General features: G+C 66.9%; 14 protein-coding genes. 8 read left to right on the forward strand and 6 right to left on the reverse strand.

Annotation, left to right across the window (positions count from 1 at the left end):
- Window positions 1-163 precede the first annotated feature (163 nt).
- The 4 genes from AC3AOF_RS05405 to AC3AOF_RS05420 all read right to left on the reverse strand — a co-directional run bounded on the left by AC3AOF_RS05405 (window position 164) and on the right by AC3AOF_RS05420 (window position 6,567).
- Complete coding sequence (locus tag AC3AOF_RS05405) at window positions 164-2,257, reverse strand: TonB-dependent siderophore receptor (protein WP_488347887.1); 2,094 nt, start codon at window positions 2,255-2,257, stop codon at window positions 164-166.
- A gap of 211 nt (window positions 2,258-2,468) precedes the next feature.
- Window positions 2,469-3,668 (reverse strand): hydantoinase/carbamoylase family amidase, encoded by a 1,200-nt coding sequence (locus tag AC3AOF_RS05410; RefSeq protein WP_488347888.1) that lies wholly within the window; start codon window positions 3,666-3,668, stop codon window positions 2,469-2,471.
- A 986-nt stretch (window positions 3,669-4,654) separates the two neighbouring features.
- Window positions 4,655-4,888: a DUF2171 domain-containing protein gene (locus tag AC3AOF_RS05415; protein ID WP_236991746.1), complete on the reverse strand. Its 234-nt coding sequence runs from the start codon at window positions 4,886-4,888 to the stop codon at window positions 4,655-4,657.
- A 95-nt stretch (window positions 4,889-4,983) separates the two neighbouring features.
- The gene (locus tag AC3AOF_RS05420) at window positions 4,984-6,567 is read right to left on the reverse strand and encodes an aldehyde dehydrogenase (NADP(+)) (RefSeq protein WP_236991745.1); all 1,584 of its coding nucleotides are present in this window, start codon (window positions 6,565-6,567) and stop codon (window positions 4,984-4,986) included.
- 224 nt (window positions 6,568-6,791) lie between these two features.
- Between AC3AOF_RS05420 and larC the strand changes: the two genes are divergently transcribed.
- From larC to AC3AOF_RS05450, 6 genes are all read left to right on the forward strand, one after another.
- The gene (gene larC, locus AC3AOF_RS05425) at window positions 6,792-8,111 is read left to right on the forward strand and encodes a nickel pincer cofactor biosynthesis protein LarC (RefSeq protein ID WP_488347889.1); all 1,320 of its coding nucleotides are present in this window, start codon (window positions 6,792-6,794) and stop codon (window positions 8,109-8,111) included.
- Complete coding sequence (gene larE / locus AC3AOF_RS05430) at window positions 8,108-8,920, forward strand: ATP-dependent sacrificial sulfur transferase LarE (RefSeq protein ID WP_488347890.1); 813 nt, start codon at window positions 8,108-8,110, stop codon at window positions 8,918-8,920. The genes larC and larE overlap by 4 nt, the downstream gene beginning before the upstream one ends.
- Window positions 8,917-9,594, forward strand: a complete 678-nt coding sequence (larB, locus tag AC3AOF_RS05435; protein ID WP_236991742.1) for a nickel pincer cofactor biosynthesis protein LarB — start codon at window positions 8,917-8,919, stop codon at window positions 9,592-9,594. The genes larE and larB overlap by 4 nt, the downstream gene beginning before the upstream one ends.
- Window positions 9,595-9,616: 22 nt before the next feature.
- Window positions 9,617-10,735, forward strand: a complete 1,119-nt coding sequence (locus AC3AOF_RS05440) for an aldo/keto reductase (protein ID WP_236991741.1) — start codon at window positions 9,617-9,619, stop codon at window positions 10,733-10,735.
- Between the two features lie 480 nt (window positions 10,736-11,215).
- Entirely contained in the window at window positions 11,216-13,174 is a 1,959-nt protein-coding gene (locus tag AC3AOF_RS05445) for a hypothetical protein (protein WP_488347891.1), read from the forward strand.
- Window positions 13,175-13,290: 116 nt separating this feature from the next.
- On the forward strand, window positions 13,291-13,746 hold the full coding sequence (locus tag AC3AOF_RS05450) for a hypothetical protein (RefSeq protein ID WP_488347892.1): 456 nt from the start codon (window positions 13,291-13,293) through the stop codon (window positions 13,744-13,746).
- Between the two features lie 177 nt (window positions 13,747-13,923).
- Here the strand turns inward: AC3AOF_RS05450 and AC3AOF_RS05455 are convergent, their stop codons facing one another.
- A complete protein-coding gene (locus AC3AOF_RS05455) occupies window positions 13,924-15,342 on the reverse strand; it encodes a pyridoxal phosphate-dependent decarboxylase family protein (RefSeq protein ID WP_488347893.1) in 1,419 nt (472 codons plus the stop codon).
- Window positions 15,343-15,720: 378 nt separating this feature from the next.
- Between AC3AOF_RS05455 and AC3AOF_RS05460 the strand changes: the two genes are divergently transcribed.
- Both AC3AOF_RS05460 and AC3AOF_RS05465 read left to right on the forward strand, forming a co-directional pair.
- Window positions 15,721-16,044, forward strand: a complete 324-nt coding sequence (locus tag AC3AOF_RS05460) for a hypothetical protein (protein ID WP_236991736.1) — start codon at window positions 15,721-15,723, stop codon at window positions 16,042-16,044.
- 174 nt (window positions 16,045-16,218) lie between these two features.
- Window positions 16,219-18,219, forward strand: coding sequence for a PhoX family protein (locus AC3AOF_RS05465; protein WP_488347894.1), 2,001 nt, complete (start codon window positions 16,219-16,221; stop codon window positions 18,217-18,219).
- A gap of 110 nt (window positions 18,220-18,329) precedes the next feature.
- On the opposite strand, the gene AC3AOF_RS05470 is transcribed toward AC3AOF_RS05465, so the two are convergent.
- Complete coding sequence (locus tag AC3AOF_RS05470; RefSeq protein WP_488347895.1) at window positions 18,330-19,529, reverse strand: MFS transporter; 1,200 nt, start codon at window positions 19,527-19,529, stop codon at window positions 18,330-18,332.
- Window positions 19,530-19,608: the final 79 nt, after the last annotated feature.

Genomic DNA, 19,608 nt, shown 5'->3' on the forward strand with positions numbered 1-19,608 from the left:
AGGGAGCCTCGAAGGAGGGCTCCAGAAACCACCGAGACTTCTGGAGCCCTCCTTCGAGGTCAGTCGATCTTCGATCGACTAACACCTCAGAATGAGGTAAATAGGCAGGATATTTCGATGCTCACTGTCAGATTTCGACAGTCGAAGCTGCTTGGACAAGCGCTCAGAACCGGGCCGCCACCCCACCCATGATCGTGCGCGGGAGGCCCGGCGTCGCGTAGCGGTTCTGCCACGAGCGGTCGAAGTAGCGCTCGTCGAACAGGTTGTCGACGTTCAGGTACACCCGCACGTCGGGCGTGATCGTGTAATACGAGATCAGGTTGGCGAGGGTGTAGTCCGGCAGCTTGAAGGTCGGGCGGGCTTCGCCGGCCAGGCGCGAGCCGACATAGGTGATCCCGCCGCCGAGCCCGAGGCCGCGCAAAGGCCCGTCCTGGAACTCGTAGACGCTCTGCACCGCAAGACTGTTCTGCGGGATATTGGCGAGCCGGGCGCCGACCGGGGCGGTGGTAGCCTCGGTGAGCGCGGCATCGACGAAGGCGTAGGTGCCGATCACCCGCCAGCCCGGGGCGAGGAAACCCACCACGCTCATGTCGAAGCCGCGGCTCCGCGCCGCCCCGGCCGCGGTGTTGAAGCCCTGGTCGACCGGATCGGTGACGAGCTGGTTGGTGCGCCGGATGTCGAAGAAGGCGGCGGTGGCATCCAGCCGGCCGTCGAGGAGGCTGAGCTTGACCCCGGTCTCGACGCTCTCGGCCTGCTGGAACGGGAAGGGCCGGCCAGTGCGGTCGGTGCCGGGATTGGGCCGGAACGACTGGGAGTAGTTGCCGTAGATCGAGGCAATCTCGGTCACGTCGTAGACCAGGCCGATGCGCGGCGTCGCCGCATTGCCCTGCTGCCGCGTGATCGTCTTGTTGATATAGTTCGCCGTATCGAGGGCGATGTCCTCGACCCGCACGCCGACGAGGGCATGGAGCTTCGGCGTCAGGTCGATCTGGTCCTGGACGTAAGCAGCATAGCTTGTGGTGTTCTGCAGGAAGTCGCTGAACGGCCGCGTGGGGACGGGAAGCGGCTGGCCGTAGACCGGCGCCAGCAGGTTCAGAGCGAAAGGATTGATGGCGGGGTTCGAGATGAGGGGGATGGCCTCGCGGTAGCGCAAGGCGTCGCGCTCGAGGCCGACGAGCAGGGTGTGGCGGAAGGCACCGGTCTCGAACTTGCCGGCGAGGTTGATCTGCAGGTCGAGGTCCGACCAGGTCAGTTCGCGCCGGTCGTAGGTGCGCGAGAACACGCCATTGTTCCCGACGGTCCCGGTGGCCTGGACCGCCTGGCCGGCGAGGTTGCCGGCCAGGAGCTGTGCGCCGGCATTGATGACCCAGTCCGCGTCGAGCTTATGCTCGACGCGCAACTGGCCGAGCGCGTTGTCGTTGCGGAACGGCGGCAGGCCCGGCTCGCCGATGTAGCGGCTGCGCGGCACCGCCCGCAGGTCGCCGCGCAACGGCACGATGCCGCGGTCGAAGATCTGGCTGCCGCTGATGAACTCGCCTTCCAGCGTCACCGTGGTGTCGGCATTCGGCTTCCAAGCGATGACGGGGGCGAGGTAGGTGCGGTCGCCGTGGACGAAATCGCGGAAGCTGCCGTTGTCCTCGACCGCGCCGGTGAGGCGGGCGAGCACCGTGCCGCCCTCGTCGAGGGCGCCGGTGGCGTCGAAGGTGCTGCGCTTGGCGTTGTAGCTGCCGAATTGCGTGCCGATCGTGAGCGAGCGCTCAGGCGTCGGCTGCTTCGTCACGATGTTGAAGGTGCCGCCGGGATCGCCGCGGCCATAGAGGAAGGCCGAGGGGCCTTTCAGCACCTCGATCCGCTCGATCGACACGATGTCGGGCGAGTTCGGGTAGCCGCGGTTGATCGGGAAGCCGTTGCGGTAATACTCGCCGGTGGCAAAGCCCCGGATGGTGAACTCGGTGAGGCCGAGGCCGCCGAAATTGTTCGCGCGGCCGACGCCGGCGAGATCGAGCGCGGTGTCGATCCGCGTCGCCGCCGCATCCTCGAGAACCTGCCGCGGCACCGGCACGACGGTCTGGGGCACCTCGCGCAGCGGCGTGTCGGTGCGGGTCGCGCTGACCGTGTTGCGGGCGAGATACCCTTCGGTTTTCAAAGGGCGGCCGCCGCTGCCGGCGACCGAGATCTCGTCGAGCTGGATTTCGGGCGAGACGTCGGCGGCAGCCTGTGCCCGCGCCGCCTGGGGCATCAGGGACAGGCTCTGCATGGCACAGGTCATCGACAGGGCGGCCGCAACGGCGGCACCGCCCCGGAAAGCTTTCACAGTCACGGTCGGGATCTACACGAATAGCTACGCTTGGGCTGGCCCTACGGCATGAGACACCGACCGTCAACGTTCAGACACGATGAGACAGATACTCCACTTGTGGAGAAACAAATCTTCATTTGAATAAATACAAACACATCCGGGCACCCGGTCAGGCGAGCGCCCGCTCCGCCGCCGCGGCCAGCGCCTGCACGCCGAGCACCAGGTCCTCTTCCTTCGTGTCCTCGGCCCAGTGATGGCTGATGCCGCCGATCGAGGGCACGAACAGCATCGCGGCGGGCATCATCTTGGCGACGTTCTGGGCGTCGTGGCCGGCGCCCGAGGGCATCGTCTGCCAGTTGCCCGGGCACAGGGCCTCGGCCGCCTCCGAGAGCGCGCCCATCAGGCCGGGATCGCACAGGGCCGGGCTGTTGCGGGAGATCGCGTGCAGGGTCGCGGTGCAGCGCTCGCGCCGGTTGCTCTCGCGGATCAGCGCCCGCAGGGTCGCCTCCATCCGCTCCAGCACCGCCACCGACACGTCGCGGAACTGGAACAGGATCTCGGCCCGGCCCGGGATGATGCTCGGCGCGCCGGGATCGAGGGTGATCCGGCCGGTGGTCCAGGTGCTGCGCTCGCCGCAGACCTGCGGGAAGGCGTCGTCGATGGCGGCGAGCAGGCGCACGGCGGTGAGGCCCGCATCCCGGCGCTCCGCCATGGTCGTGCCGCCGGCATGGTCCTGCGCGCCCTCGATCACGATCCGCCACTGCCAGATCGCCACGATGCCGGTGACGATGCCGAGGCGCCGGCCGACCGCTTCGAGCTGGGTGCCCTGCTCGATATGCATCTCCAGGAAGCCGCGGTAGCGCCCCGGCTCCAGCTGCATCCGTGGCAGGCCGGCGAGACCGGCCGCTTCAAGCGCCTCGCGCAAGGGGGTACCGTCGGTGCGGTTGCGGCTGCCGTCGATCTCGGCCTCGGTGACCTCGCCGATGGCGGAGCGGCTGCCGAGAAAGCCGACGTCGAAATGCCCCTCCTCGTCGGCGAAGGCGCAGACATCGACCGGCAGCCCGGCCCGGGCGAGGGCGATCCCCGCCACCACGCCGAGCGCCCCGTCGAGCCAGCCGGCCTCGTTCTGGCTCTCGATGTGGCTGCCGACGAGGAGATGCGGCCCCGCCCCCGGATGACGGCCGAGCACGGTGCCGACGCCGTCGATCGCGGGTCGAAGGCCGCATTCCTCCAGGCGCCGCATCAGCCAGCGCCGGGATTCCATGTCCTGCGGGGAATAGGTCGGACGGTGCACGCCGGTGCGGAAGCGGCCGATGGCCCGCAGGTCGTGGAGATCCGTGAGGAAGGCCTGCGTGTCGATCGTCCGCATGTGTCTCGCAGCCATGGGTTACCGCGCCAGAGGCCCGGGGCTCTGCACGGATCGCGTGAGGCACGATCCGTACCATGACACCGGCGAGCCAAGCCATAACAAGCAGGACGGTCCGGTGCGCGCCTCCCTCGCCACCCGTCGGGCCCGGGGATCGGCGTGCCTGCACGGCCGATGAACGAGGCGGAGCCTCGCCATTCAGCCGTCCTCCGTCATGGGGACGCGGGGGGACTTCTCGAGAGGTCCAAACGCGATGAACACGTCTTTCGGTCTCGTAGCGGCGACAGCCCTCGTGCTCGGCGCCATCTCGATCTCGCCGGCATCGGCTCATGGCGGGCATCATCATGGCGGGCATCATCATGGCGGCCCGCACGGCCACCACCATCGCGGCCATGGTGGGCATCACCATCATGGCGGCGGCGGTCACCACCCTCACCGCGGCGGCGGCTGGCACGGTTCGCACTGGCATGGACCGCACTGGAGCGGGCGCCCGATCATCGCGCGGGGTGGTCCCCGGCGCGTCCTTGTGGCGGGGTCCTATCCCGTCTACGGCCGGCCCGTGGGCTATGGACCCGGCTGCACGACCACCCGGCGCGTCGGGCCGACACCGTGGGGATGGCACAAGGTCGTGACAACCCGGACCTGCCTCGTCCCGTAGGGCAGCGTCCGATCGCAGCGCGATCGGACGAGGCTCACGCCGCGCCGATCACGGCAAAAAGAAGGCCCGCCGAGGCGGACCTTGGTCTCAGTTCACGCCCGGGAACCACGCGGCAGCGGACCGGGTTTGTCCTGTGCAGGGCGGTGGCGATGCCGCTGCGCTGCTCGCGCCCTCCTCGGGCGTTTCCTCCCTAGACTCGGGCCGCCTTCTCGCAGGGCGGCCTTTTTTCGTCCAGGATTGTTAACCTAACTCGAATCAGAGCCTTGGGTTGCATCCTCCATTGGCGGCCTGCCCTCAGCCGAAAGGCGTTCCGCCCGGGAAGCGCGAGGCCTTACGCCGTCGCCCACTCGTCCTTCGCCTCGGCCTTCGTGCGGTTGAGGCGCACCTGCCCATCCTCGATGCCGGCGATCGAATCCACATGGATGAAGTGGTGGTGGCCGCCGGCCTCCGGGTCGGTCTTCGTCAGCTTGATCCGCTGCCCGTCAAGGTGATCGATGGTGCCGACATGACCGCCGTCGGAACCGACGACCGGCATGTGCTCCTTGATGCGGCTCGTATCGATCATCGCGGCTTTCCTTCTGGTGCGGCGATCAACGAGGATACAGGGGGCGGGTTCCGGCCGTCCCGGGAGGCGGCGAGGCCTCCCGGGACGGCGCGGGATCAGGCGCCCGGCGCCACGGCCTTCCCGTCCTGCCGCCGCCACAGCTTGAGCGGGTTGGCATCCTTCAGGGCGGCGGGCAGCAGGGACTCGGGCAGGTCCTGGTAGCTCACCGGGCGCAGGAAGCGATGGATCGCCAGGCTGCCGACCGAGGTGGTGCGGCCGTCCGAGGTCGCCGGGTACGGCCCGCCATGCACCATGGCATGGCCGACCTCGACGCCGGTGCCGAAGCCGTTGACCAGGATGCGCCCGACCCGGCGCTCCAGCACCGGCAGCAGCGCCCGGGCCGCGTCGTGGTCGGCCTCGTCGAGGTGGATTGCCGCCGTCAGCTGGCCCTCCAGCCGCTCCAGGACCGCCTTGATCGTCGCGAGGTCGGGGCAGCGCACCACCAGCGAGGCGGCGCCGAACACCTCCTCGGCCAGGGTATGGTCGGCGAGGAAAGCGTCCGCGGTCGTCGAGAACAAGGCCGCCTGGCCCTGGTGGGTGCCTCCGGCAAGCCCCCGGGCGAGCGTGGCCACGGCCGGGTTGGCCTCGAGCGCCGCGACGCCGGCGCAATAGGCCTTGTGGATGCCGGGCGTCAGCATCGTGGCGGCCTGGACTTCCTTGAGGGCGGCGGAGGCCGCCTCGACGAAGCCGTCGAGACCGGCACCCTCGACCGCCAGGATCAGGCCCGGATTGGTGCAGAACTGGCCCGAACCGAGGGTGAGCGAGCCGACGAAGGCGCGGCCGATGTCGCGGCCCCGTGCCTCCAGAGCCGCCGGCAGCAGGACGACCGGGTTGATGCTGCTCATCTCGGCATAGACCGGGATCGGCACCGGGCGAGCGGCGGCGGCCTGCATCAGCGCGACGCCGCCGCGGCGCGAGCCGGTGAAGCCGACCGCCGCGATGCGCGGATCGGCGACCAGCGCCTGGCCGACCGCGATGCCGGCATCGAGGAGAAGCGAGAACACGCCCTCGGGCAACCCGCATTGCTTGACCGCCGCCTGCACCGCGCGGCCGACCAGCTCCGAGGTGCCCGGATGGGCCGGATGGGCCTTGGCCACCACCGGGCAGCCGGCGGCGAGCGCGGAGGCCGTGTCGCCGCCCGCGACCGAGAAGGCGAGCGGGAAGTTCGAGGCGCCGAACACCGCGACCGGGCCGACGGCGATCTGGCGCAGGCGCAGGTCCGGGCGCGGCAGCGGCTTGCGCTCGGGTTGCGCCGGGTCGACCCTGGCCTCCAGGAAGCCGCCGTCGCGCACCACGCCGGCGAACATCTTCAGCTGCCCGACGGTGCGCCCGCGCTCGCCCTCCAACCGGGCGCGGGGCAGGCCGCTCTCGGCCATGCAGCGCACGATCAAGTCGTCGCCGACGCCCAGGATGGCCTCGGCCACCGCTTCGAGGAAGCGGGCGCGGTCCTCCAGCGACGTCTCGCGGTAGGTGTCGAAGGCCGCGGCGGCGAGTACGCAGGCCCGCTCCACGTCGGCCGGGGTCGCCGAGGCGAAGGCCGGCTCCAGGCTGTTGCCGGTGGCGGCCTCGACGGCCCGGAAGGTCTCGCCCTCGCCCCGGCGGGCGGCGGCGCCGATCAGGTTCTCTCCGGTGATGGGCATGGGTCGCGTCCTCTCCTGTATTTGCGGTGTTGAGCGGGCTTATGCCCCGGCGGGCGGCGGGTGATCCACCGGGCAGGCTGGAAAAACCGGTCTCGTGAGGAGATTCCGCGAGAAAAATCCGCGTCGTCCGCGCTGCGACCGTCTGTCCGGGGCGCTTGCCGTCGGCCCCTGCGGGCCGATGTGCCCCCGACCGGCATCCGGTCGATGCCGGGACGAAGGACGCGATGCAGATTCATCTCGACGCCGTCGGCGGAGTGGCCGGCGACATGTTCGCGGCGGCGCTCCTCGACGCCTTTCCGGAGCACGAGGCGGGGGTGCGCGAGAGCGTGGCGCGGGCAAGCCGCGGCCGCACGACTTGCGCGCTCCTCGCCCATGGCGACGGCGTGCTCCAGGGCCGGCGCTTCGCGGTCACCGTCCCCGAGGGCGAGGCGCCCGACCGGCCGGCGGACGCGGACGATCACGGCCATCGTCACGGCGACCATCACCACGATCACCCTCATCACCCCGACGACCATCACGGCCATCACCATCACGGCCATCACCATCACGGCGGCCACCCCGCGCACCGGCACTGGTCCGCGATCCGCCGCGACCTGGAGGCGAGCGGGCTGTCTCCGGCATCACTCGCCCACGCTCTCGCGATCTTCGGGCACCTGGCCGAGGCCGAGGCGCGGGTGCATGGCATCCCGGTCGAGGACGTGGCGTTCCACGAGGTCGGGGCCTGGGATTCGATCGCCGACATCGTGGCGGCGGCGCACCTGATCGACGCGATCGGCGCCACCCGCTGGTCGGTCTCGGCGCTGCCGCTCGGCTCCGGCCGGGTGCGGACCCAGCACGGGCCCCTGCCGGTCCCGGCGCCCGCCACCGCGCTCCTGCTCGAAGGCTTCCTCACCCTCGACGACGGCGTGCCGGGCGAGCGCGTGACCCCGACGGGGGCGGCGATCCTGCGCCATCTCTGCGAAGGCCAGCCCAGGACGAGCGGCCCGCGCCGGCTCCTGCGCAGCGGGCTCGGCTTCGGCACCAAGGTGCTGCCGGGCCTGAGCAACGTGCTGCGGGTGCTCGCCTTCGAGGAACAGGGCGAGACGGGTTCTTCCGGTCACCGGGAGCTCGGCATCATCGAGTTCGAGGTCGACGACCAGTCGGCGGAAGACCTCGCCATGGGACTCGACCGGCTGCGGGCGCACGACAAAATCTTCGACGTCGTGCAGATGCCGGTCTTCGGCAAGAAGGGCCGGATGATGACCCATATCCGGGCGCTCGCCCGGGCCGACGCGATCGAGGAGGCGATCGAGGCCTGCTTTCGCGAGACCACGACGATCGGGCTACGCCATCACACCGTCTCGGGCACCGCGCTCAGGCGGCGCCTCGACAGCGTCGAGGTTGGGGGCAAGACGGTCAGGGTGAAGAGCGTCGCGCGGCCGGGCGGGCGCACCGCCAAGGCGGAATCCGACGATGCCTTGGCGACGGAGGGCCACGCAGCCCGCCAGTCCCTGCGCCGCGAGGCCGAGCGTCGGGCCTTGTCGCTGCCGGAGGACGAGCGATGAGCCCGCCCCTCGAAACCGTCCTGTCCGGCCTCGGGCCCATCGCCGTCGCGGTGAGCGGCGGGGTCGACAGCCTGACGCTGGCGACGATCGCGCATCGCACCAGCCCTGAGCCGCCCCTGATGGTCCATGCCGTCTCCCCCGCCGTGCCGGGCGAGGCGACCGCGCGGGTGCGGGCGGAGGCCGCCCGCGAGGGCTGGGCCTTGCGGGTGATCGAGGCCGGCGAGTTCGCCGACCCGGCCTATCGCGAGAATCCGGTGAACCGCTGTTTCTTCTGCAAGACCAATCTCTACGGGGCGATCCGGCGCGTCACCGAGCGCCAGATCGTGTCCGGCGCCAATCTCGACGATCTCGGCGAGTACCGCCCCGGCCTCGACGCCGCCCGGGAGCACGGGGTGCGCCACCCCTTCGTCGAAGCCGGGTTCAGCAAGGCGATGGTGCGGGCGCTCGCCCGCGACCTGGGCCTCGGCGCGGTGGCGGAACTGCCCGCCGCCCCCTGCCTGTCGAGCCGGGTCGAGACCGGCATCCGCATCGAACCCGAGACCCTGGCCTTCATCCACGCCGTCGAGCGGCTGGTGGGCGAAGACCTGACGGTCACGGGGGCGAAGAGCGCCGTGCGCTGCCGGGTGCGCGCCGCGGGCATCGTGGTGGAACTCGACGCGCAGAGCCTCGCCGGCCTGACCGAGCCGGCACGAAGCGATCTCGGCCGCCGCATCGCCGCCCGCGCCCCGGCTCGGCTCGCCGCGGCGCCGATCTCCTTCGCACCCTACCGCACCGGCAGCGCCTTTCTGGTCGGAGGGCCGGCGCGGTGAACCTGAGCGACGAATTCACCCTCGACTTCGCCCGCAACGAACGGATCGGCCTCGACGAGGCGGTCTTCGCCGCCGGCAAGTCGCCGGCCCAGATCGACGCCATCCTGGCCGCCGCCGACGAGCGCGGCGCGCGCTTTCTCGTCACCCGCCTCGACCCGGAGCGCCATGTGGCGCTGACCTACCGCGACCGGCTCGATTACTGCCCGGTCTCGCGCACCGCCTTCTTCGGCGCGGCGAGGCCCGTCGTGGGCCCTTCCCGCATCGCCATCGTGGCGGCCGGCACCTCGGACGTGCCGGTGGCCCGCGAGGCCGAGCGGACGCTGGCCTATCAGGGCCATGCCACCACGCTGATCGCCGATGTCGGCGTCGCCGGCTTGTGGCGGCTGACCCGGCGGATCGAGGAGATCCGGGCCCATCCGGTCGTCATCTGCGCCGCCGGCATGGATGCGGCCCTGCCGAGCGTGCTCGGCGGCCTCGTCGCCGGGGCGGTGATCGCGGTGCCGACCTCGGTCGGCTACGGCGTGGCGCAAGGCGGGCGCGCCGCCCTCGACGCGGTGCTGGCGAGCTGCGCCCCCGGCATCGCGGTCGTCAACATCGACAACGGCTACGGCGCGGCCTGCGCGGCGATGCGCCTGCTCCACGCGGCACACCGGCTCGCGGAGGCCTCCCGATGACCCTTATCTCAGGAGAATCGCCATGGAACGTCGCAGCTTCCTGCAAGGCGCCGCCCTCGGGGCCGGTCTCGCCGTCTCCGGCAGCGCGGGGGCGGCTGTGAACAACGCCCCGCCCCCTCCCCTGCCGGGCACCCGGCCCGCCGACCCGGCCGATCTGCCGCTGGTCACCGATCCGGGCGAGCGCCGGGGCGAGATGCTCTACCGTCCCTTCGGACGCACGGGCGAAACGATCTCCGCCATCGGCATGGGCGGCTTCCATCTCGGCAAGAGCGCGGTGACCGATGCCGAGGCGACGCGGCTGATGCATGAGGGCATCGACCGCGGCATCACCTTCATGGACAATTGCTGGGACTACAACGAGGGCCGCTCGGAGGAGCGGATGGGCATCGCCCTCGAGCAGGACGGGTATCGCAACAAGGTCTTCCTGATGTCCAAGATGGACGGGCGGACCAAGCAGGAAGCCATGAAGCAGATCGACCAGTCGCTGCGCCGCCTGCGCACCGACCGGATCGACCTCGTCCAGCATCACGAGATCCTGCGCTACGACGACCCCGATCGGGTCTTCGCCGAGGGCGGCGCCATGGAGGCGTTCGTCGAGGCCAAAAAAGCCGGCAAGCTGCGCTATATCGGCTTCACCGGCCACAAGGACCCGCGCATCCACCTCCAGATGCTCGAAGTGGCGGCCGAGCGCGGCTTCCACTTCGATTCCGTGCAGATGCCGCTCAACGTGATGGACGCGCATTTCCGCAGCTTCGGCCACCTCGTGCTGCCCTATCTGGTGCAGAACGGCATCGCGGCGCTCGCCATGAAGACCTTCGGCGACGGGGTGATCCTGAAGAGCGATGCGCCGATCAAGCCGATCGAGTACCTGCACTTCTCGCTGAATCTGCAGACCTCGGTGGTCATCACCGGCATCCAGAACCAGCGCGACCTCGACCAGGCCTTCGAGGCGGTGAAGACCTTCACGCCGATGGACAAGGCGACGGTGGCGGAACTCCTGTCCCGCAGCCGCCCCTACGCGCTCGAGGGCAAGTACGAGCTGTTCAAGACGAGCGCCACCTTCGACGGCACCGCCAAGAACGCCGCCTGGCTCGGCGAGGACGTGCCGGGGGTGAAGACGCTGGCGCCCACCATGGAGTGAGTTCAGGCGCCGGGATGACGCAACCATGACGGCGGCTGGTGCGTTGCACTTGGCATTTTCCCCAGCGGCGAGACCTTGCCCGAGCGCAAGGCCTTGCCGGCCAGAGGCTGCGTCATGAGCGGCTGTCCCGCCCCCCGCCGAACTCCACGCCCTCGACGGCGGCCAGTGACTCGCCGATCGAGTGGTCCGCGGCGACGGGCTATGCGGGGCATGACCGATTGTGAGATGAATCGAATCGGCGTTGCATCACCCGCCGACATAGACGATATTGGTGTTCGTTGCACAGAAAAATAAAATCGCGATAACCATTATGTCGTCAATTATTCACACAAAAGTCGATTGACCACAACAATATGTATATACTATTTTACTTCGTTAAATTTTTTTACAGGCATTATGCAATGTAGCGCATAGTCCATGTTCCCATAAACAAGTAATCGCGACTTAAATCTTGCCCTTCATCTCGGAGCATGTCATCAGATGCGCTACGCAGCTGCACTCGCGTGCCTTCTATCGATGCCGCTTACAGGTTGCGACAAAATTTCGGCTCTGCTTGGGAAAAAGATCGATCCAGGCTGGAAAACGATTGATAAGGCCGATCTCCGCAAAAAATTTGACGCCAAGCTGGTCGAAGATTTTGACTCTATAAAAGATTTCAATGCCGCGGCAGTCGTACCGACATCTCTCATCGTACCTACTTTAGAAGAACAAATCAATTCGATGAAAGGCGTCAAATCTGCTCGTGTCGTCGTGGAAAAAGATTTGATTACATCAAAATTTCATTTCGAACTGAAATCCTCCAATTCGGAGATCGAAGCATCCGGCCTGGATATCATCAAAAGCTATCGCGTCGAGGGCAATGCAGAACTGGCTGCAACTCCAATCTTGGATGTCAAAAACAATCAAGTAAGACTCGCATTCGCGTTCACCGCATTCGATATTCGCGCCGCGGAACTCGGCACTTTCGGAGTTCCGGACCGATTCAATGCGGCACTCCAAACCCTGGTAAGACGCTACCTGACAAAAATTAATGGAATTTTGAACGCCGATTGCGCTGAATCAACAGCCAAAAAGGTGATCGAGGGCCCAAAATGTATCACGATCTTTAATCCGGTTATCGTAAGCGAAATAGATCTTGAAGAAGCTGTCAAGAGCGATAAAAATTTGCAGAACGTGTCATCATCGAAAGTTGATTTGTCCGTCATCGCCAAGGCAGGCCTCGCTACCATGACCGAGAACGGACTGTTTGTGCTTGCAACGCTATCTGGAAGAAATTTCGACACCAGTCACAAAATCACAACGCCTCCCCGTATCCGCGATGCGACTGACGCCAAATCGTTTATTTTCGATCAAGCGAAAACTCTTACCGATCAAAGCGGCACGCTTCGTCCGGCGATCGGCATCAAGACATATTTGCTCGCTCGTGCCATCGATCGTCTATCGTCAGCATCTCACGCCAGTTTTCAAGCGACATTTGAAATGCCGACACAAAAATTCGGGACTGAAATTCGCCTCGCCAAGAAACCGGAATTCGCCTGCGATCGTCTGGATTGCAGTCAGAAAAGATGCACCAAGCCGAATTGCCATAACAAAACCGAAAAAACATGCATAAATGCAGGGGGTGACATTGCCAAAGCTCTCAATAAAACTTGCAAAGAAGTCGTAAACGTTGTTTGTGATGGTGGAAGAGCAGCATCAGATCTAATATGCAATACGATACAGGTACTCGATAAGGCGTCTTGTGATATGGGCGAGGTTCTCAAAAAGGCTGGATGTGAAACCAACAAAATATTTGTCGACAAGGCACTCGGGAGCATCGGCAGGATTTCCGGAGACTATCGTGTGAACGGGCAATACATGGTTGCACTGAACAATAGCGTCACCGATCAGGATCTTTCGACCATCAACACACTCATCGTCGCGAAAGCAAACGGCCAAGCGTCAGGATCACTCAAATTTGCCCCGACAGGCTCCGGCCACCTGCTCGTCTGCATCTCACAATGGAAAGAGGCTTACAAGGTCAATGTAAACATACCAGAGACGAAACAATCGATCCTGTCTCATCGCGAATCCGTCTCATATGTCAATGGTAAAGGTCTGGTGATGAGATATTCAGTCGATCCCTTCGAGATAGTTGGCAAAGTCAGTCCGTCGCCATTTGATGCCGTATTCAACCAGCACCCACATCTGCGCCTCAACTGTCAGCTGCCGTCGACAATCGGAGATTTGGCAAAGGTTGTGAAAATCGTTGATCCGGACAGCAAATTGATTCCAGATGAACTCAATCAAGCCGTGACCGGCAATATCACGCGAAAAATCGAAAAAATAAAAATCGACATACCCATTCCGGACCAAAATTTGAGATTATTTGGGAAAGATATCCGCTTGCAAGCCAGCATGCCAAAAAATTATCTTGTTTTCACCGCCGCGACGCGATAAATCGATCCATAATTATATCTCGATCAGGCAGCATTGCCGTGCCTTGACACAGACGGAATCACTGTGGCGATCCAAGTCCTGTATTCGCTTTCACGAAACCACCTCAGAAGGCAGCTATGACAATTCCTCGTTTCACACGCAATCAGTGGATTGCGATCGGTGTTTTACTGATCGTCGGCGTGCTCGCATCGTTGAAATTCACGGATTGGTGGGAAGGCCACGCCGTAGAAATATCACTATCGAACGAAGGAGATAAAACTATTTTTGCTTATATAGACAATACAGGGCGCCATGGTACCACGACCAAGGTCGAACGAATCCAAACCAGTAAGGGTCAACAGACACCAGAGGGGCTTATGATCAGGCCACACCAGACACGGTCCTTCGGCACTGCCGTCGGGTTGGGCGATTCGCCCACTCTTCACATTCTTCCAGTAGGCGAGGCTTCTGTCGCCGATAGTGACCGGATCAACGATTGCGCTTTCGATACATTGCGCCTGGATAAAATCAAGATCCCCGATCGGCATATCAAAATAAGATGGAACGGCAAGGAGTGTGAGCCCCAGCAATAGTAGACGATCGGCATCGTGCAAGTTTCACGACATTCATGACGTTCGAACAACATCATCCTTGTCTGAAAAAAATTGCAACGATCGACGAAGTACGACTAGAAGGAGAGTATAGGTTGCGGCGGCGGCCATCAGGATGGCCGCCGCCGTGAGGCAGGAGATGGCCTCGGCCGCCCCGCCTCACCCCGCCCGCACCCCCGCCGCGATCTCCCGCACCGCGTCCCACGCCATCATCACGTCCGCCCGCGTCGTCGTGGTCTGGCCGACCTGGAAGCGGATGACGAAGCGGTTCGCGTGGCGGGTCTGGGTCAGATAGGTGCGGCCGTCGTCGTTGATCCGCTCCAGGAGGCGGGCGTTCAGCGCGTCGAGGTCATCGGCCCAAGCCGGCGCGTAGCGGAAGCTGAACAGCGACAGGACCGGGGCCGAGGTCAGCTCGAAGTCGGGATCGGCGTCGATGATCTCCGCCAGCTCCCGCGCCCAGGCGACATGGGCGCGGATCATGTCCTGCAACGCCTCGACGCCGTAGGAGCGGATCACGAACCACAGCTTCAGGGCCCGGAAGCGGCGCCCGAGGGGAATCGACCACTCATTGTAATCGACGACGCCGTCGCGGCCGAGCGTGCGCAGATAGGAGGGGCGAAGGCCCAGCGTGTCGGTGAGCGCCTTCGGGTCACGCACGAAATGGGCCGAGCAGTCGAAATGGGTGAACAGCCACTTGTGCGGGTTGAACACCAGACTGTCGGCCAGCTCCGCGCCGCGCATCAGGTCGCGGAATTCGGGGCAGATCATCGCGCTGCCGGCCCAGGCGGCATCGACGTGGAGAAACACCCCATGCCGGCGCGCCACCGCGGCGACCGCCTCGATCGGATCGCAGGCGCCGATGCCGGTGCCGCCGAGACACGCGACGATGGCGGCAGGCCTCAGCCCCGCCTCGCGGTCGGCTCGGATCGCCGCGTCGAGGGCGTCCGGGTCCATGCCGTGGAGGGCCCCCGAGACCGGGATCCGCACCAGGTTGGCGTCGCCGATGCCGGCGATGCGCACCGCCTTGTCGACCGAGGAATGCACCTGCTCGGAGGCGTAGACCCGCAACACCGGCCCGCCGGCGAGGCCGTTCGCGTTGCCGGTGAAGTCCAGCGCCCGCTCCCGGGCGGTGAGGAGGGCGGCGAGCGTCGCGCCCGATGCCGAATCCTGGATCACGCCGGAGAAGGCTTCCGGCAGGCCGATCATCTGGCGCAGCCAGTCCATCACCCGGGTCTCGAGCTCGGTCGCCGCCGGCGAGGTCTGCCAGAGCATGCATTGCGCGGCGAGCGCCGCGGTGACGAACTCCGCCACCAGGGAGGGCGGGCTGGCATTGGCCGGGAAATAGGCGAAGAAGCGCGGATGCTGCCAATGGGTCATGCCCGGCATCACCACCCGGTCGAGGTCGGAAAAGATCGCCTTCATCGGCTCGCCCGCCTTGGGCGGGGCCTCGGGCAGCTGGCGGAAGATCTCGCCCGGCGCCACTTGGGCCCGCACCGGCCGCTCGCCGACGCCTGACAGGTAATCCACCGACCAGTCGGCGGCCCGGCGCGCCCAGGCTCGAAACGTCTCGTCGTCCATGGCGTCGGCACTCCCTCCCGCCGGCCCGGTCTTCCGGTGCCCGGCCGGCTGTCTAGCAGCTTTCGGCCGGAGCGCCTTCCCGTCCAGGCCGGCCATCGCGGACTGGGCCATGGGGCGGTGGACATCGGATCCGACAATCGATCCCAGCCTCTGGGACACTTGAGGGCACGGTCGAAGCATGTCACGATCAATCGAGACCATACTATTTGCGGTTGTTTAACCAATTTCAGGTTGCGCGAGGTGCGGCACATCTTTTGAATGCAGGATCATGGTGAATCGCGCGGAACAATTCTTCGGTATAGGGAATTGCCGGCATTCGCGTCGATATCTCCCAAGCCGTCATGTCAGCTCACAGCGGGAAGAATCCAGAGGAGCACGATGTTCGGGCGAGGCACCCAGACGAGACCGGCCGGCACGCTGACGAAGCGCCATCTCCGCGTGCAGAGCGACGGGCTCGATCAGGATGGCTGCCTGATCTATCTCGGCGATCAGTTGGTCTCGCTGCTGATCCGCCTGCAGCCCGGCACCGCCGCCGCGCCGGAGCAGCGCCACAAGTGGCGCGTGGCGGAGACCTACGGCCCCGGCGAGGCGCTGGCCCGCGCGCCGCTCTTCGACACACCCGACGCGGTGATCGACTGGATCGCCCGCCGTCTGCCGCACCCGGCCCCAGCTCCCTGGCTGGACGCGCATCTGCTGCCGTGAGGCTCGCGCCCGGGAGCACCGATTCTGTTGCAGGACTTGCTCTGTCGCAGGACTTGCTCTGTCGCAGGACTTGGCAGCCCGACGGCGGACGCCCCGCCGAAAACTGTCATCCGGGCGCCATGGTCCCTAAGGTAAGCGTCCGGTTTGATTCGTGATGTGCGCCGAGGATGCCCGATGACACAGCCGTCGCTGAACCGATCGCAGCAGGCCGAGGCATCCGAGGATGCCGGCTCGAACCCGAGCGCCAACCCGACCCTCGGCGCGATCGTGGCCCGGCGCTTCGACCGGCGCGAGATTCTTCGCGGGGGGGTGACGGGAGGTTTGGCCGCGAGTCTCGCCGTCTCGGCGATCTCCGCGACCCTGGCACCCCGGGCGGTCGCGGCGGCAGCCTCCGAGACCTTCCCGTTCCGCGAATTGCCGGCCGGCGCCGACGAGCGCCACCACGTGGCGGACGGCCACGACGCCGAGGTGCTGATCCGCTGGGGCGATCCGGTCCTGCCCGGCGCGCCGGCCTTCGACCCGCACAGGCAGTCGGCCGCCGCGCAAGGCATGCAATTCGGCTACAACAACGACTTCCTGGGGTTCTTCCCGCTGCCGGGCGCGGGCGATCCCGCCGGCCACGGCCTCCTCGTCGTCAACCACGAATACACCAACGAGGAGCTGATGTTCCCCGGCCTCGGCCGGCAGGACGGCAAGGCGGCGTTCGCCGGCATGAACCGCGACCTCGTCGACATCGAGATGGCGGCCCATGGCGGCTCGGTGATCGAGGTCAAGCGCGAGGACGGGCGCTGGCGCGTGGTGCCGAACTCCCGCTACGCCCGCCGCATCACCGCCATGACCCCGATGCGGCTCGCCGGCCCAGCCGCCGGCTCGGCCCGCCTGCGCACCGGCGCCGACCCGGAGGGGAAGACGGTCTTGGGCATGCTCAACAACTGTGCCGGCGGCGTCACGCCCTGGGGCACGTGGCTGACCTGCGAGGAGAACATCAACTACTACTTCCAGGGCCGCCTGCCGGAGGGCTCGGCGGAAGCCAAGATCGAGGCCAGGAACCACAAGCGCCTCGGGATGCCGGGCAACCTCTACGGCTGGGCCCGCTTCCACGACCGGTTCGACCTGGGCAAGGAGCCCAACGAGCCGAACCGCTTCGGCTGGGTGGTCGAGATCGATCCGTTCGATCCGACGAGCGTGCCGGTGAAGCGCACCGCCATGGGCCGCTTCAAGCACGAGGGCGCCGCCGGGGCCTTGGCCAGGGACGGCCGCTACGTCGTGTTCCAGGGCGACGACGAGCGCTTCGACTACGTCTACCGCTTCGTCACGACGGACGCGGTGGATACGGCGAACAAGGCGGCCAACCGCGACATCCTCGACCACGGCACGCTGTCGGTCGCCCGCTTCGACGCGGATGGGCGCGGCACCTGGCTGCCGATCGTGTTCGGCGAGGGCCCGCTGACGCCGGAGAACGGGTTTCGCGACCAGGCCGACGTGCTGATCGAGACCCGCCGGGCCGCCGATCTGCTCGGCGCCACCAAGATGGACCGGCCGGAGGACGTCGAGGCGAACGTCAAGACCGGCAAGGTCTACGTGATGCTGACCAACAACACCCGCCGCAAGGCCGACCAGGTCGACGCGGCCAATCCGCGGCCGGACAACCGCTTCGGCCACATCGTCGAATTGTCGCCCGAGGGCGGCGACTTCGGGGCGAAGGACTTCGCCTGGGAGGTGCTGGTGCGCTGCGGCGACCCGTCGGTCGCGGCAATCGGCGCCACCTTCTCGTCGGCGACGACGAAGGACGGCTGGTTCGGTATGCCGGACAATTGCGCCGTCGACGGAGAGGGCCGCCTCTGGGTCGCCACGGACGGCAACTCGCCGTCGAAGACCGGTCGCGCCGACGGCATCTGGGCGATGGAAACGGACGGAGCCCGCCGCGGCACCGCCAAGCACTTCTTCCAGGTGCCGCTGGGGGCCGAGATGTGCGGCCCCTACTTCACCCCCGACGACACCACCTTCTTCGTCGCCGTGCAGCATCCCGGCGAGGCCGACGAGGAGGACCCGACCGCGCAGCCGGCCACTTTCGAGAACCCGGCGACCCGCTGGCCCGATTTCGACCCCGCCCTGCCGCCGCGCCCGGCCGTGGTGGCGATCACGAAAAGGGGTGGGGGACGCGTGGGGACTTAAACCCCCTCCCCCTCGGCGGCTCGGCAGAACTGCATGGCGCAGTTCTGCTGAGCTTCCAGCTTTGGCATCATTTTTGTTGCCGAACCGGTGACCACTTCGGCGAACGATGCCTATGCCACCACCAGGCCCCGCCCCGACCGGGCCCGCATCACCGCGAGCCCGCCCAGGCTCACCACCAGGACCGCCGCCGCGTAGAGGTCGGCGGTGGCGGCAAAGCCGAGGGTGCGGGCGAGGAATCCGGCGCCGACCGCCGGCAGGCTGAAGGCGAGGTAGCTCTGGACGTAGAAGGCGGCGAGCAGCCCGGCGCGCTCGTCGGGCTCGGCGAGCGGCATGATCGTGCCGAGGCAGCCGAGGAAGCTGGCGCCGAAGCCGCTTCCGGTGACGAGGGTCGCGAGGATCAGCACCGGCACGCTCGCCGCGTGGATGCCGGCGACGACCCCGACGACGCCGAGAGCCGTGGTGAGCACCCCGAAGGTCAGGTTGGCCTGCGGCGCCGCCGTGCGGCGCAGGAGCACCGAGACCGCGCCGGCCACCATCAGGGCGGTGACGACCGAACCGCCGGTGAGCGGCGCGCCGCTGCCGGTGGCCGCCGCGACCACCGAGGGCACCAGCGAGAGGTAGAAGCCGCCGAGCGTCCAGTTGGCGAGGTTGATCGGCGTCACCAGCACCAAGGGCCGCCGGATCCGGGACGGGACGGCCATGCGGGGCTTGAGCGAGGCGAGGGCGCCGGGCCGCGTCGCGGCGCTCTCAGGGATGGACCACACCGCCAGCGCCAGCCCGGCGAAGATGCAGAGCAGGAGGCCGTAGACGAGGTGCAGCGGCAGCGGCGCATACTGGATCAGCGCGCTGGTGCCGATCGCGCCCACAGCCATGCCGGCGAGCGGCGCCACGGCATTGACGATCGGCCCGCGGGTGCGGTCCACATCGACGAGGGCGGCGCCCAGCGACGCGGCGGCGATGCCGGTGGCGAGCCCCTGGGTGATCCGGGCGACGACGAGCCAGCCGGCCCCGTTCCCGACCAGCAGGAACAGGCCCATCGCTGCCGCCTCGAGCCAGAGCGCCCCGGCAATCACCGGGCGGCGCCCGAGATGGTCGGAGAGCGAGCCGGCGACGAGAAGCGCCTTCAGCAGGGCGACCGCGTAGACCGCGAAGACCAGGGTGACGAAGACCGGCGAGAGCGCCAGGGTCTCCTGGTAGATCCGGTAGAGCGGCGTCGGGGCCGCCGCGGCGGCGAAGAACGCGCCCAGCGTCATGGCGTGGACCGTGAGCGGGTCGACCCGCCGGGATCCTTGACCTTCGCGCATCGTCATGCCCCTAAAGCAAATCCGTTGCGTTAAGAGTTAGCGCTCCGGCGGGCTAAAAGCAAATTCTTTGCGTTTGGAGGGTGGG

The sequence above is a fragment of the Methylobacterium sp. 142-1Y genome (assembly GCF_057747795.1).

Bases quoted from the DNA above. Each gene is read 5' to 3' on its own strand.
- AC3AOF_RS05405 (WP_488347887.1), bottom strand. From the start codon at position 2,257: ATGCAGAGCCTGTCCCTGATGCCCCAGGCGGCGCGGGCACAGGCTGCC.
- AC3AOF_RS05410 (WP_488347888.1), bottom strand. From the start codon at position 3,668: ATGCGGACGATCGACACGCAGGCCTTCCTCACGGATCTCCACGACCTG.
- AC3AOF_RS05415 (WP_236991746.1), bottom strand. From the start codon at position 4,888: ATGATCGATACGAGCCGCATCAAGGAGCACATGCCGGTCGTCGGTTCC.
- AC3AOF_RS05420 (WP_236991745.1), bottom strand. From the start codon at position 6,567: ATGCCCATCACCGGAGAGAACCTGATCGGCGCCGCCGCCCGCCGGGGC.
- larC (WP_488347889.1), top strand. From the start codon at position 6,792: ATGCAGATTCATCTCGACGCCGTCGGCGGAGTGGCCGGCGACATGTTC.
- larE (WP_488347890.1), top strand. From the start codon at position 8,108: ATGAGCCCGCCCCTCGAAACCGTCCTGTCCGGCCTCGGGCCCATCGCC.
- AC3AOF_RS05440 (WP_236991741.1), top strand. From the start codon at position 9,617: ATGGAACGTCGCAGCTTCCTGCAAGGCGCCGCCCTCGGGGCCGGTCTC.
- AC3AOF_RS05445 (WP_488347891.1), top strand. From the start codon at position 11,216: ATGCGCTACGCAGCTGCACTCGCGTGCCTTCTATCGATGCCGCTTACA.
- AC3AOF_RS05450 (WP_488347892.1), top strand. From the start codon at position 13,291: ATGACAATTCCTCGTTTCACACGCAATCAGTGGATTGCGATCGGTGTT.
- AC3AOF_RS05455 (WP_488347893.1), bottom strand. From the start codon at position 15,342: ATGGACGACGAGACGTTTCGAGCCTGGGCGCGCCGGGCCGCCGACTGG.
- AC3AOF_RS05460 (WP_236991736.1), top strand. From the start codon at position 15,721: ATGTTCGGGCGAGGCACCCAGACGAGACCGGCCGGCACGCTGACGAAG.
- AC3AOF_RS05465 (WP_488347894.1), top strand. From the start codon at position 16,219: ATGACACAGCCGTCGCTGAACCGATCGCAGCAGGCCGAGGCATCCGAG.
- AC3AOF_RS05470 (WP_488347895.1), bottom strand. From the start codon at position 19,529: ATGACGATGCGCGAAGGTCAAGGATCCCGGCGGGTCGACCCGCTCACG.